Genomic DNA, 15,204 nt, shown 5'->3' on the forward strand with positions numbered 1-15,204 from the left:
AAGAGGTTTCAGGTTTCTCGGATACGATTTCAAGGGCAAGTATAAGGGTATAAGCACGAAATCACTGAACAAACTCAAGAGCCTGTCCTGAGCCTGCCGAAGGAACAACATCAGAGACATCACCAGACGTACACAGGGCGTCAATCTGCAAGCCATTGTTGATACATTAAACCCTGTAATTCGTGGGCATGTCAACTATTTTCGGCTGGGCAATGTACAAAAGGTATATCGCTCATTAGACTGTTGGGTACGCATGAGACTGAGATGTTTCAAGTTCTCAAGAAAATGGAGAACAGACAACAAGCGTTTCCCTGTTCACCGATTCTTTAAAATGGGGTTACTCTCATTCGAAAGAGAATTTCTTAAGGCGTGTGCTAAAGCATGATGTTTGACTTTTCTCTGTTATAGAGCAACACGTCGGGGTCGCTAACTACGAGAAAGACGTATGGTTTAAAAAGGATGCTTTGTCACGTTGTCCAAAGTATCTGGCGACGAGTGGGGGTTGGAGGCTAATGGCCTCCAGCCTACCAGCTATTCGCGCTACACCCCCGCTATTGAAGTATATTCTGTCGACGAGGTATTCCTTGATATTGCCGGTTCTATTCCTCTTTTTAATAGCATAGAGCATATTGCAAAGAAAATAAAACAGGATATCCACAAACACCTTGGAAGATTGACCTGCTCCATCGGCATTGCCCCAAACAAACTCCTGGCAAAACTTGGCAGCAATATGAAAAAACCCGACGGACTTTTTATTATAGAGGAAAAAGACATCCGTTCATTGCTGGAAAACTTGCCGGTACAGGAACTCTGGGGAATCGGTCCAAAACTGGCAAAACACCTGGCCGCTATTGGAATCACCACATGCGGAGAACTCGGGCGGGCACAGGTAACGCAGTTAAAACACACATTCGGCATTATCGGCGAACGCTTGGTACTTATAGCGCAGGGGATTGATGATAGTCCCGTAATACCGTCAGAAAAAGAATCTGACGCAAAATCGGTAGGCCACAGCATGACCCTTGAAAAAGACATCCTCGATAAGGAAACCATTGAAAGAATGATTCTTCAATTGTCAGAAATGGTTGGCCGGAGAATGCGTAAAGGGGGGTATTCCGGCAGAACGGTAACCCTCACCATCCGCTATTCGGATTTCAGCACCCTTACCAAAAGTAAAACCATTGGAACGCCAATAAATGACGGATTAAATATTTATCTCGTTGCCTGTGATATATTGAATGCTACCAGACATTGCCATCCGATACGGTTACTAGGAGTATGCTTAAGCAACCTGCACAAGGATTATACACAAATACCCCTTTTCCCGGCAGAAAGGACAAAGCAAAAAGTTGTGCGTGTTATGGACGAGATAAACAACCGTTATGGGGAATTCAGTATCACATCTGGCACGCTGATGAATCGTTACCACCATAAAGGCGTCATTTCTCCGGCATGGAGGCCAAAAGGTATTAAATGCATCAATTTTGCCAATCAGGTGAGGAAAAAGAAACCGTCATAACATATCATATTTTGTGCTTCATGCTTATTCGGTAAACATGCAAATCTCTCTGGAAGCACAAAGAGCCGGGACGTGGTTTTGCCACTTTTCCCCGGCTCTTCGCTTGTTTTACCTCTTACTACTTACCACAACTATATAAAATGCTGTTAATAACCTCTCTTATTTTACAAGATATCCAGGATAAAAATCTGGTCCCGGAATGTTATCCCACTGCGCACCCAGGTCTATCCACTCTACTATCGCATATCTCTCATCCTGAGTAAGGAATTTATTGTGCAATAAACGACCCTCTATCGGGAATATCTTCTCCCTGGGAGCATTCGCGCTTAACTCAGCTTCATACAACCTCCATACCAACAAACTGTTGATCGCTGCTGACGGATTAACATATTTTCCGCCAATGTTCGGGTCTTTCCCCCTCTGCGGCTCAAGCAAGCTGTTGTATGCACGACTGTATGCTGCTATACCATCTACACTTACCAATTCCAATCCGCCACCAAGGTTCGGAGGATTGTTCGAATCATGACACATCGCACACTTCGCATCAAGTATCGGCTGAATGTCCCTGCGGAAATCCACCGTCCTCTGCTTATCCAGCGTCAATCCTTCCACCGGCTGTGATGTCGTTCCGGATGGACCACCATAGTAAATGTCAGATGGTACTACTACATCCTCTCCATGTTTTACGCCCTTGTAATTCCCATCGTTGTCAAACTTCAAATACCTGAACGCAAATGGTGAATCATAGTGGCTTCTGTCATCATACCACCAGTTGTACAACGCCTTTGCATGGATGTTCTTGAACGCCCTTCCACGATATGATCCATAGTGACATCCACTACAAATCCTGCCATGATATGGCCTTAAATATGCCCAGGTTAAAGCAGTCTGTACGGACATACCCTTATCATCCAATATCTGCATGTAATAAGGAACATCTGAAAGCTGGGATGTAACTGTTGAACCATCGCTCTCTACATATTGATACCCGATGATACCCCTCTGCTGAAATGCTGTACCTGAATTGCTGCTTGATCTCTCTCCACCAAGAAGATGTGCTCCAGCCCCTACCCTGAAACGGGTTGAATCCGGTTCTACACACTGATATCCCTGGATGATTCTTACTGCCTTGATATCTCCATGGCTTACGTTTTTTGCCTTCTGATGCGGATAAGGACCTACAGGCTGATCTGACAATGTCGTATCAAAGCATATCCATGTTCCCCATGAATGCGGATATCCTTCCACCTTCACCTGATCAAACGGCTGATACGTTACGACCGTTACACCAAAGTTCTTACCGGCGGTAAAGGTGTTAATCCACCTTGGCTTGTACTTCACATAAACCGGCGCAGGCTGGTGATCATTCCAGTTAGGATCATCATATACCTTGTCCCCTGCAGCACATTTGCTAAAATTAAACCAGTATATGCCAAAATCCCCTCTTTCTGCATAGGATACCAACATCCTGTCGTCCGGAAGCGGATATGGACTCCTGTACAATCCACCATCTTTTCCTGTCAACTTCTCATACGTCTTGTTGAACGGAGCATCCCAGCTCACCGCTGCCAACTGACCTACGCCCCAATTCATGTACGGAGACTCAACATAGACAATCTTCCTGTCTCCAAAGGTGATCTTCGCCTGAGACCTTCCGCTGGTGCCACCGATTTCCCCATCACAGTTTCCATAGATAGGCCTTGGATACGCACCATCCCAGTTGTCCACACAAATCATCACCCTGCCTTCTCCGCCAGCCCTGCTGCCATTTGCCTGCACGCTTGAGAAAAGGATGTTTCCGTCAGGAGTTAACCATGGATCAAAGTTGGAACTTAAATTGTAGGTGATCTGGTCTATCGTGGTATTGAGGTGCGGAAACTCTATGCCAGATAGCACGTGTCCGGTGATTCTCTGTATAATCTTACCGCCCTGCGTATCCAAACGGTAAAGATTATACGCATATGGATTGTGGAACTCATCCATTACGCCTTCCGGTGAACCTGAAAATATTATCATGCCCGTCTTCTCTACCATGCCATGCTCTTTCCAGTCCCCTTCAAAATACCGGTCACGCCATATGATACGGCCTTCGCCTTCTTCAATACTTCCCGCTGCATAATAAATCGGTGAACGGCAGGTTCCCTTAAGATCAGTCATCTGCCTTAAACCACTGCCATCTATGTTCATTTCCCATATCTGGCACCCGCCGCCTTTCTTGTGTACCCCGGCAAACGCAAATTTCTTGCCGTCCCAATAGGTGCATGGATCAAAGGCTGTTGCAAAATCATTGGTCAATACCTTCAATTCCTTTGTGTTTAAATCAAATAACACTATCCGGCTTCCCTCCGGTATATAGTGCGGATAGTTCTGGTACGGATCCCCTTTGGCTGTCCTCGGCGACTGCGTAAACAATATCTGACTCACAGGACCCTGCACCTCTTTTGACATCCCACTATAATCAGTCCATAAGGCCTTCCCCTGCACCGGGCCGCCTGTCATTACAGGCTCAGCATTCACAAGGGTACTCCCACAGACCAACGCACCCGCTACAAACGCCGATGCTATCACTCCTAATTTCCTCTTACCCATCTATTGGCCTTCTCCTTTCACTTATTGTCCTTAAATTTTTATCGCTTATACTACACATTCATACACTTCTCTCTTATAACGCCTTCAGGTACTCCACCAAATCCTGGAGCTCCTGCTGCTTTAAATGAGACGTCCTTCCATGCATGTCCTTATCATTTACCGTGTTGTTTATGGTGTCCATCAATGTCCTTGCACCACCATCATGGAAATAGGTGCCTGATGCATAGATGTCTCTCAATGTCGGCGTATCAAATTCCTTCACAAGATCCAATCCAATGATCGGCGTGTTGCTCTCAACACCATATGGATCCTCACCTGCCTCTAACGCCGATATGTTAAATACCTTCCCAGGTGTTGACCTGAAACCATTTACACCTACCCTGCCGGTTCCTACATCATGTGTCTGTGCATCACTGAACAATGCCCTCGGATCCATCGGATCGCCAGGATGACACTCAAGACATCCTACCTTCGGATCCTCAAATATCTTCTGACCCCTCTTCTGGGCCTCCGTTAAACTTCCATCCGCATTCCTGAACGGACTCCCGGTAAATTCCAACGCCCTGATGTAACAAATGAGCGCCTCTAATCTCATCGGAGAAAAATTCTCACTCCTGAACACAAATCCAGGATCCCTTCCACATACCCTGTCAAGTGAACTGGTTGCCCCTACTATTTCATCAGGATGACCAGTGAACCCCTCATGCCTGAACGGAGGAAGATATCGGCCGCCACGAATATACTTCGTGTTCTTCCAGCTACCCCATCCTTCATCTCCCAAATCCCAAATCAAACCGGTTGTCTGGCCTCTCTCATAATGACAACTGGCGCATGAGTATGATCCCTGCAAACTCCACGCTGCATCGTTAAACTGGAACTGCCCGTATCTTACCAGCTCACTCTTAAAAGGTGAATGCTTTACACGGAAATGCACTTCCGGCACTGTCAAAGGTTCTTCCCTTCCCAGCGGTTCCCACGTAGCTCCCGTCTGGATCGTGGAAATTACCCGCGGCTGACCGGCATATACGCCGCCCGCCGATATCAGCCCCACTACCCCCAGGGCCGCAACTAATCCTATTTTCACTACTCCTGTCTTCATTCTTTCTTTTCCTCCTAATCTCATTTCTCTTGCCATTTGTTTTCCAAAAATAAATAACTCTCACACTCCATACAATCCTTAATCAACCGCAGTCCTTATCACGGTTACATTGTTGGAAAAATAGTTGGCCGCATAACAAAATTTGCCGTCAGGTGATAAACATACCGAACTTGGCCCCAGACCCGTAGGAACCCTGGCAACAAGATAATCTCTTACCAACCCAAGGTCGTCCCTCAGATAATCAAGCTCCGCCTGCGTGCTGCTCCTCACCAGACCCAATACCTTGTCCATATCCAGTATCGTTACACGATGCATCCCTCTTACCCCAATGTACAAATACTTGCCCTTAGGGTCCATCGCCATACCATACGGATTGCCATCGTAATTGTTGAGATCGTCCAACGGTAATCTCGCGACCTTACCACCGGCCTTGGTCTCTATGATTGTTACGTTGTTCGTAAATACCTGACCATTCTCCGCTTCACATACCGGCAACCAGTTCTTCGGCGTCTGGTGGGTTACAGCTATGTATTTACCATCCGGCGTATATACAACATCCCTCAGGTTGGAACTCTCATGGATTACCCTGTTCTCTACTACCCTGCCACTGGCAATGTCAATAAAATCAACGCTCCGGTTGATCGATCCTACCGTGTCAAGTATCGCAACAAGGGTCTTCCCATCAGGAGATATCTCCACCATCCTGGGACCGTAATCTGAAGTATATATCGACCTTACCTTCTCCATCCTCCCCGTATCAATTACATCAATCGCGTTCCACATGCAACCGGAACATGCAACATAGGCAGTCTTGCCATCAGGCGAAATCTTGATCCCGCTCGGCCAGTCACCTACCTTTATCTCCTTGATCTCCTGCTTCCTCTGTATGTCCACTACCGATACACTGTCGCTCTCTGCATTACATACATACAAAAATGCCCCGTCAGGCGTAACCGCTGAAGCCTCAGGCTGTACCCTCACAGCGACCTCACCCGTTACCTTCTGCGTCCTTGCATCCACAAACGTTACACTGTGCCCAGATTGATTCGATATAAATAACGTACTACCATCCGGCGACATCGTTATGTGAAACGGCCCGGGTAAATCCGTCTTTACATGCGTACCCTGTATATACCCCGCAGTCGCTACTCCGCCACTTATCGCTACCGCAGCTCCAAGCATCACCGCTCCTATCATTCCCTTTCGTATCATCTTATTCATTTTCCTCCTAATCACCACATAAAAATGATCATAAAATCTATTACTGAATTATCTTTCAACATGTGGGCATGTACCGGACTTCTCGCATACGATTTCAAGTTCAACGCCGCCACAAGCTTCACATTCTCCACCTGTTTGCAACTGTGCAGGGTGTAAGCCTTCCTTCACCTTAAAATTTTTGCCGGGTTCTTCATATTCTGTACCACATTTAGGGCATTTAAATGTTACTCTTGACCATACCTTAGTGCTGGTAATATCATCCATACATATTTCGCAAATGCCAGGATGCGGTATGCATTTGCCATATGCTTCACAGGCAGTGTTTATACAGCTATAAGCAATTTTCTGACATCCCCATGCTGAAGGAAGACTAGTATGTTTTTTATCACCAGCGTCTTTGTGTGCCTTGAAATCCCATATGTAACCAATCTCAGAACATTCATCAAACTCTCGGACCTCTTTGCAATCCTTACAGTAGTAAACCTCCATAATCTGCCTCTTACCACAAGGCTTGTCCCACAAAGCATAACTAGAATGTACTACGGCAAATAACATACTAAAAATACCCAGCAAAACTATAATACCTTTCTTCATTTCACTTTCACCCCCTCTCCTTAATTTTATAAAAAACTACTGATTTAAAATTTGCACGACAAAAGAACTAAGCACAATTCATACCAACAACTGAACAATTTGTACATTGTCCATAATATATGAAGAAACAATTACTTGTACACACAGACACTTTGATGCTCTTAACACAAGTCATTTTTAACGGCAGTTATCAGCCATTTTACATAGCTTATTATTGCAAATTTGACATACTTTGATGTTAAATGCGCAATGTCTTGCTAATTTGATATTCCATATTTCTGCAACCGATAGCGGAATGTCCCTCGTGTTAATCCCAAAAGTTTTGCGGCTTTTGTGATGTTGTTTTTGCTTCTTTCTAATGCTTTCGCAACTAATTGTTTTTCCAGATCGTCAAGCGACAGGCCATTAGGTGGTATGTCAAAATTAACGGAATTATTTTGTGAAATGTTTTCATTTAATTCCGGAGGGGTGTAACCATGCACAATAGAAGTAGGAAGATGCTCTGTTCTTATAACGCCGTTTTTACACAAAATTACTGCGCGTTCAATAATGTTTTGCAATTCTCTTATGTTACCTTCCCATTTGTGCTTTATTAATATCTTTTCAACTTCAGAACTTAATACAATCGGAGTCTTGCCCATTTTTGCTGAAAAATGATTAACAAAATGTTTGCTCAGCGGGATAATATCCCCACTTCTCTCCCTTAAAGCGGGCAGCATTATTGGAAAGACGCTGATGCGGTAATAGAGATCATCCCGAAACTTTCCCTCTTTTACCATCTGTACAAGGTCTCTATTTGTTGCACATATAATCCGGACATCAACCTTTATCGTATCCGTACCACCAAGCCGTTCCAGCTCTTTCGATTCAATTATTCTAAGAACTTTTGCCTGTACTGCCGCAGACATCTCGGAAATTTCATCCAAAAAAAAAGTCCCGCCAGCGGCTAACTCAAATCGTCCCTTCTTAGTCTTTTCAGCTCCTGTAAATGCCCCTTTTTCGTAGCCAAACAATTCACTTTCTAGTAAATTCTCAGGAATTGCAGCACAATTAAGCGCCACAAAGGGACCACACTTTCTATCGCTGTTGTAATGTATCGCTCTTGACACCAGCTCTTTACCTGTACCACTTTCACCAGTGACCAGAACGGTGGAGTCGGTTCTTGTAACTTCGCCTACCAGCCGCAATGTTTCAACAACACTTGGAGAGTTGCCGATAATATTCCCAAAGTTATATTGCAACTCTAACGCCTTGCGTAGGTTTTTATTTTCAATAGTCAATGAGCTTACTTTTAAAGCTCTTTTTACCGCCAATTCTAAAATATCGTTATCGAAAGGCGCAACCAGATAATCAAAGACGCCTTCCTTCATAATGTCAATGGCAAAACCAACAGAACCATAAGCGGTCAACACGATGATTGGGATATCCGCTACCTTATTTTTCACCGCCCTGATAAAATCGATACTATTACTGCCAGGAACCTTTAGGTCTGTAATTAAAAGGTGAAACCTCTCTTTATCTAAATAGCGGAGGACATCCTCAAAGCTGTTTCCCGCAACAACTTTAACATCTTTCATCTCCTCGAATATCATCGTTAGCACGCGTCGCATGCGTTCTTCATCATCAGCTATTAATACCCTGTAAGTCATTATTCCACCTTGAAATATATCAAGCATTTAATTGATTCGGACTTAACAGTATAGCATCCGCCTGCTACAAAATTTTTATCTACTATAGCGCCCAAACAACAAGCGCAGAGACCATCAGACTCACCAATATTAACCCAGTGATCAAAAGTGGTACAGCAATCAGCCTTGATAAAAATTTTGCGAAAAGAGATGGAGGCGCTACCTTAAAACTATCCAACTGTCTTTGATTTTTTAGCCTTTCATATTCACCAAGGCGCTCATGTTTAAACTCAGCCTCCGTGATTCTCCCTGTAAATATCGATTCATCTACTGGCATTTTTTCAGGCAGTAAGTGCGTGTGAATGAAATGAATTGTGAAAATAAAAACAGCCGCCAGTATTGCTTCATATCGATGGATAATCAACGCAATACCGGGGATATCGAAGATGCTGGCAACCGAAACGGGAATAATTTTTGTAAACTGAACAGGAAACCAAAGAATTAAGCCGGTAGCGGCCATAACAATAGTTCCCCACATCAAAGAGAGATATTCAAACTTTTCCCAATAAATCCATCTATCAAAATTCGGCCTTTTGCCAATACCAATAAACCATTTGATGTCTGCTATTACATCAAAAAGATCTCTTGGTTGCAAAAGCATTGAATTAGGTCCCCAAAAAAAACCTTTCTTCTTTTTAATAGATACATTGAAAAACAGCCACGCGAAATGTAAAAAACCAGCAAAGAAAGTGATTAAGGCGCTGACCCTGTGAATATATCCTGCCGTAGGATATCCGCCAAACAACTCGTACAACCACCTCCCCCAATCATAACCGCTAAAGGCGAGTGGTAAGCCAGTCAAGACTAGCCCAAAAAAACTAATAATCGTTAAAAAATGACAGAATCTATGAAACAGCGTAAATCTTAAATAATTAGTGTTGCTCTTCATCGGAATGCCCCTTTCTCCTAAACTCGTCACGAACTGTAGCAAACCAGCCTAACAATGAATGGAGCCCAAACTTGGTAAATGTTAAAGCTAGAATACCAATATACGCCACAAACACAATACATAGGATTGTTTGGGGATTTTTAACTACTTTCTTCAACGCTTCAGGATCTTTGCGATAATTTTTTGCTGCAGCAAGCAAGGTCTTGTAATAATTTAAATTTTTTATCTGAGGATGTTCAACATGTTTCACGAAGCTTGCATTTGCATTTGCGTGACAACTACCGCATGTTTTAATTATGTTGTCTTGTCCAACCATAGACTCAGGTTCTGACGAGTTGAGAATAGTGTGTTTTCCATGACAATCAAAGCATACAGGCACATCCGTTGCGGTATGTCCAAGCGCAGTAACCTGACCATGTGCGTTATTCCTATAGCTGGCAAGATGCTCTTCATGACAAGAACCACATGTATCTATTGTCAACTTTCTGTGTAGCGGGTCAGTTTCCCTAAGAACATTCATCGGGGCTTTTTCTCCGTATATAGAAAAATGATAAGTAACCCCTCCATGACAATGCTTGCACGTAGGTACGTCCTTATCATTCTCCTTCATCAACTTAACATGCTTACTTTCATAATATTCCGCAGCAGGGTCGTCATGACAAAATGTTATACAGTCAACAGGCGTAAGATTAGGTTTGTGCCCATTTTCCGCAATGTCATCATCTTCGGCCTCTTCCAATGAAGCATGGCAATCTGTACAGGAAAAGTCTGTTCCACCATGTGCAGTTTTATCAAAAACCTCCCTATCAATCATCAAAGAAACAACTTCAATTTCACCCGTAACCGGGTCAATCCTAGCCTTCTCGGTCTTTTCTATTTTTTCCGGATCTGCATGACAACCATAACATGTTTCGTTCTCGGCCGCAATCAGTACTGCGGCCCGAGAACATAATCCTATTACAGAAACAAGAGCAATAAAGAAAAAACACCCCGGTCTAATAAATCGTAGTAATTGTTTTAATTTCATAATCTTTCTCTTCCTGTCCCTTTCCCACACTGGGGGTACCCATCGGGATATAATAACTCAAGTAACAACTCAAAACCCATCAATGTTTTTTCTTATAGGGCAAATAAAGCATATCGTCTTTAGGCAAGATGTCCGCCCATTTCTTCTTATCTGCATCAGAGAGCTTCTTAATTACAAGGTCAATATCATCTTCGTCGCGGTGGTCATCCTTCTTAAAATATTCTTTATAATCCATCACTTTATCTGTTTTAGGACACTTGTTCTTAGCATCAGCGCTCTCCCAGTGGCATTGCAGACATTGTTCTTTCACCGTAGCAGGTCCATTTATGCCCGCAACAATCAAGCCGGCGTCATATTGTGCTTTTCTTGCAAGAAGAGGGTCTTTCTTTAACAATTCTTTAAAGGCGTCCTTTCCCTTTCCCTGATAGTTTTTCTTCACCTTTTCATATTCTTCTCCGGCACCGTGGCACGCCTCACACTGCACATTTGGCAAATATTTTTTATCCCCAAATTTTTTCTTAATTTTCGCTCCCACAGCCGTTGCATGACACTTCAAACATTCAGGATTATCTTCGTCCGCTGTCCCCTGCAACCTTTTTTCCCAAGTATTTGAATGCAATCTCTCTTTGTATTCTTCCCCTTCATAACATCCCTTAGACATGTGACACTTACAGCCGGCATTACTAACAAATTTAGGCTCAGCTGCTTTCGCAGATACTGCAAATGAAATAGAACAAAATGAAATTACCAAACCACCAAATAATGACTTGTAAACTCTTCCTCTTAACATCTAAATGCTCCTTTCACATAATCAAAAAATAACCTTAAACTATTAAAATCTTAAAAAATATGAAACTCCTAAAACAATAAAACTTAACCCAATCACAACAATCGATACTCGTATAGCATCACCACAAACCTTTTTAATGATAATTTATCTTTAGTACATCTGCCAAACCCATTAATTTTACCACTTATGAAGAATTAGATCGAGAAACTAAGTATATATGAAGTTTAATGATGCATAGAATTGCGGTGCTTGCTGAAAAACATTTCCAAGCCTTATCTCAAATAATTACACCCCTTATGCTTAGTAAGCCATCATATCGCAATTTTTGAAATGAATAATCGGACGTAGATGCATACACTAGCATGGTTTTTTTATTGTGTCAACTAAAAATTGTTTTCCAAATCAATAAAATTACCATTTAAGTTTTTGCCATAAGATTATCGACAAAATTTGTATTTATATTCCCATTTGCAAATTGAGGATGTGTTATTAAATCCAATTGTAACGGAATGGTAGTTTTCACTCCTTCGATAACGTATTCACTCAATGCCCTACGCATACAGGCAATTGCTTCCTCACGTGTGTTTTGATGTACAATCAACTTAGCGATTAATGAATCATAGTACGGCGGGATTTCATAGCCGGAGTGAATGTGAGAATCCACCCTAACCCCTCTCCCTCCTGGAGGATGATAATTTGTGATCTTCCCCGGTTGCGGCCGAAAATCATTATAAGGATCTTCTGCATTGATCCTGCATTCTATAGCAACCCCCTGACTGCGAATTTTTTTCTGTTTAATATTTAATCTCTCTCCACTGGCAATCTTTATTTGTAATTTCACTAAATCTATTCCCGTCACCATTTCCGTAACCGGATGTTCTACCTGCAAACGTGTATTCACCTCTATGAAATAATAATTATTTTCCTTATCTAATAAAAATTCAACAGTTCCGGCATTTGTATAATTAATGGATTTTGCCATTTTTATGGCAGCCTTACAAATATCTTCCCGCGCCCGATCGGTAATGTATGGTGCAGGGGACTCTTCGATTAGTTTTTGGTGTCTTCGCTGCATGGTGCAGTCCCTTTCGCCCAAATGTATAATATTCCCGTAATTATCTCCAACTATTTGCACCTCAATGTGACGTGCATCTTCAATATATTTTTCTATATAAATAGACGAATCCTTGAATGCAGCCTTAGCCTCTCTTTGGGCAATAGTCAATGAATTAATGAGGCTTATATCATTATGAGCTACCCGCATTCCCCGTCCACCGCCCCCTAAAGAAGCTTTAATGATTACTGGAAAACCTATTTCATGTGCAACGCTTAACGCTTCCTGCTGACTTTTTATTACAGACAAACTTCCGGGAACAACAGGGACCTTGTTTTCTATTGCAATTTTCCTTGCTTCAGTCTTATTGCCAAGCTTCCTCAATGCATCAGATTTCGGGCCAATAAATACGATATTTGACGATTCACAAACTTCCGCAAAATGACTCACTTCCGATAAAAAACCATACCCAGGATGGATTGCTTCTATATCCGTGATCTCTGCAGCGCTGATGATGCTCGGAATATTTAAATAACTACCTTCCGCATCAGCAGGTCCAATACACACTACGATATCGGCTAGCTTTAAATAAGTGGCATTTGCATCCGATTTTGAGCAAACAGCGACAGTCTCTATCCCCATTTCGCGGCATGCCCTAATGATTCTCAAAGCAATTTCACCTCTATTTGCAACCATTATCCGGGAAAACATATTTCCTTCTTCCTTAATTATTTGAAATGATTCGAGTCCACTTATATCGTCGCTTTCTTTGTCTGTCGGACGCGAAAGAGCGGTTGCCCATACTCAACGGCCTCCCCATCTTGTACATATATTTCAATAATTTCACCTACCATTTCCGCTTTTACTTCATTCATAATTTTCATTGCTTCTATGATACAAACAACGGTTTCTTCATTTACGAAATCACCAATTCCAACACAAGGACTCTCGCCTGGAGCAGTAGAACGGTAAAATGTTCCCACCATGGGCGAATAAATCTCAGAAGAGCTTTCATTTTCCCGGGAAATTGCGAATGGCTGTTCTATCTGTTGGGCTTGCGCCGGATATAATGGTGGAATTGTCTGGTGAGAAATAGTTTGTGAATACCCGGAGATCCCCTTTTTTATTTTTATTTTTGTCGCTTCCTCTTGAATTTCGAGCTCAGACAACTCGCTCTCATCCATAATTTTTATCAATTGCTTTACTTTCTCTATAATGTCCATTATTTTTCCCTATATAAAATTTAGTAATTATCAAATAGTAAAGCGAAAATAGCATCTCTTATTACGAATTGTTTCATGTGTAAAAAATAAATTTCGGGCTTACGTGAAGAGATAAAGGATTGATTAAACGATGGGCTACTGAATGAATAGCTTTTCTATAATAAATATAGGCTATTGTTAAAAAGGGTCTTGCAGAATTTCCGCAATGAACACGTTAAATCATTCGTCAATATCCGATAACTTTTTAGGCAGTTTACTCAACACCTCACATCCCGTCGAGGTAACCAATACCAAATCTTCTATTCTAACACCTCCCCATTGGGGAATATAGATGCCTGGCTCTACAGTAAAAACCATGCCTTCTTTTAATATTTCATTGCTTTTCCTATTAATAAATGGCGCTTCATGAACTTCTAGCCCTACTCCGTGACCCAAACCGTGACCAAAATACTTTCCAAATCCTTTTTTCTCAATATAACCCCTTGCAACGGCATCTATTTTCTTTGCTATTACGCCAGGCCTTATGCTTCCAATTGCAAGGTATTGTGCATCAAGCACTATTTGATATATCCTTCGGAATTTCGGGGATATTCTATCCATGGTCTTAAGTCTTGTCAAGTCAGAATTATAATCCTGAAATCTTGCTCCCCAATCAATTAAAACGGTATCCCCTCTTTGAATCATGGTTGTTGAAGGGCGTGCGTGCGGCTTTGATGCATGTTTACCAACGGCACATATGATATCAAATGAACTTTTTTCCGCGCCCTGTTTCCTCAATTCATATTCTAAAATATCCGCTATATCTTTTTCAGTAATGCCATATTTTATTTTGCTTTGAACATTTGTATATGCTTTTTCCGCTATCCCTATAGCCTTCTGTATTTTTTCTAATTCATCCTTTGTTTTCTGCTTTCTATAATTCTCTACTATTCCTTTTACCGTAAGCATACAAATGTTATTTATTCTTTGTTTAATCTCATTAAACTGGTCTACTGAAATATATAAAGACTCGACGAGAAGTTTTTTTATTTTAAGTTGTTTAATCTTTCCACATATCGAATTTGTCAATGATATCTTTCTTTCTACTATTTTTATTTCCGGATTATCCTGGTGTGCTTGTTCTATATACCTGGAATCAGTGAATAAATAGTCGCTTCCCGGTGTTATTAAAAGAGCACTATCAGAACCTTTAAAATTCGTAATGTATCTGATATTTATCTCATTCGTGACTAAAAACCCATCCACGCCGTCTTCTTCTAATTTTTTCTTTATCTCGCCTAAACTCATAAATATCTAATTTACAGGAATAATTACATCTTTAATGTGCTTAACACTGTTTTTTAATTCGACATCATGCGCCATTCTCAGGGTCTATTTACGACTTTTTTTAATTTTTTCCATAAGTATATCGAGGAACGATTTAAACTGGTCATCTTTTTTCAATTCTTCGTTTATTTTTTTTATCGCAAATATCACTGTCGTATGTTTCTTGTTGCCAAAATAATTCCCTA

The 15,204-nt window shown here is 41.8% G+C and carries 12 protein-coding genes; 1 reads left to right on the top strand and 11 read right to left on the bottom strand.

Translation table 11 applies throughout. The annotated features are described in order from the left end of the window. The first annotated feature begins 472 nt into the window (after window positions 1-472). Window positions 473-1,519 (top strand): DNA polymerase IV, encoded by a 1,047-nt coding sequence (locus tag QZT26_RS11675; RefSeq protein WP_295102310.1) that lies wholly within the window; start codon window positions 473-475, stop codon window positions 1,517-1,519. A gap of 159 nt (window positions 1,520-1,678) precedes the next feature. Here the strand turns inward: QZT26_RS11675 and QZT26_RS11680 are convergent, their stop codons facing one another. The 11 genes from QZT26_RS11680 to QZT26_RS11730 form a co-directional block, all read right to left on the bottom strand. Next, window positions 1,679-4,108 (bottom strand): hydrazine synthase subunit alpha, encoded by a 2,430-nt coding sequence (locus QZT26_RS11680; RefSeq protein WP_099325812.1) that lies wholly within the window; start codon window positions 4,106-4,108, stop codon window positions 1,679-1,681. Window positions 4,109-4,181: 73 nt separating this feature from the next. Further along, on the bottom strand, window positions 4,182-5,207 hold the full coding sequence (locus tag QZT26_RS11685) for a hydrazine synthase subunit gamma (protein ID WP_099327067.1): 1,026 nt from the start codon (window positions 5,205-5,207) through the stop codon (window positions 4,182-4,184). A 78-nt stretch (window positions 5,208-5,285) separates the two neighbouring features. Continuing rightward, window positions 5,286-6,428, bottom strand: coding sequence for a hydrazine synthase subunit beta (locus tag QZT26_RS11690; protein WP_295102314.1), 1,143 nt, complete (start codon window positions 6,426-6,428; stop codon window positions 5,286-5,288). Between the two features lie 48 nt (window positions 6,429-6,476). After that, window positions 6,477-7,022: a hypothetical protein gene (locus tag QZT26_RS11695; RefSeq protein WP_099326590.1), complete on the bottom strand. Its 546-nt coding sequence runs from the start codon at window positions 7,020-7,022 to the stop codon at window positions 6,477-6,479. A gap of 257 nt (window positions 7,023-7,279) precedes the next feature. Continuing rightward, window positions 7,280-8,671, bottom strand: coding sequence for a sigma-54 dependent transcriptional regulator (locus QZT26_RS11700; RefSeq protein ID WP_164995043.1), 1,392 nt, complete (start codon window positions 8,669-8,671; stop codon window positions 7,280-7,282). A gap of 82 nt (window positions 8,672-8,753) precedes the next feature. After that, on the bottom strand, window positions 8,754-9,599 hold the full coding sequence (locus tag QZT26_RS11705; protein WP_099326588.1) for a hypothetical protein: 846 nt from the start codon (window positions 9,597-9,599) through the stop codon (window positions 8,754-8,756). Further along, window positions 9,583-10,626 carry a hypothetical protein gene (locus QZT26_RS11710; protein ID WP_099326587.1) on the bottom strand — a complete coding sequence of 348 codons (1,044 nt, stop codon included), beginning with the start codon at window positions 10,624-10,626 and terminating at the stop codon, window positions 9,583-9,585. The genes QZT26_RS11705 and QZT26_RS11710 overlap by 17 nt, the downstream gene beginning before the upstream one ends. 79 nt (window positions 10,627-10,705) lie before the next feature. Beyond that, a complete protein-coding gene (locus QZT26_RS11715) occupies window positions 10,706-11,416 on the bottom strand; it encodes a multiheme c-type cytochrome (protein WP_099326586.1) in 711 nt (236 codons plus the stop codon). A 418-nt stretch (window positions 11,417-11,834) separates the two neighbouring features. After that, window positions 11,835-13,181 (bottom strand): acetyl-CoA carboxylase biotin carboxylase subunit, encoded by a 1,347-nt coding sequence (gene accC / locus QZT26_RS11720; protein ID WP_099326585.1) that lies wholly within the window; start codon window positions 13,179-13,181, stop codon window positions 11,835-11,837. A 41-nt stretch (window positions 13,182-13,222) separates the two neighbouring features. Further along, window positions 13,223-13,693 carry an acetyl-CoA carboxylase biotin carboxyl carrier protein gene (gene accB / locus QZT26_RS11725; RefSeq protein ID WP_099326584.1) on the bottom strand — a complete coding sequence of 157 codons (471 nt, stop codon included), beginning with the start codon at window positions 13,691-13,693 and terminating at the stop codon, window positions 13,223-13,225. A gap of 219 nt (window positions 13,694-13,912) precedes the next feature. Further along, complete coding sequence (locus tag QZT26_RS11730; protein WP_099326583.1) at window positions 13,913-14,980, bottom strand: Xaa-Pro peptidase family protein; 1,068 nt, start codon at window positions 14,978-14,980, stop codon at window positions 13,913-13,915. Between the last annotated feature and the right edge of the window lie 224 nt (window positions 14,981-15,204).

This window comes from uncultured Candidatus Kuenenia sp. (assembly GCF_900696675.1).
Lineage (GTDB): Bacteria > Planctomycetota > Brocadiia > Brocadiales > Brocadiaceae > Kuenenia > Kuenenia stuttgartiensis_A.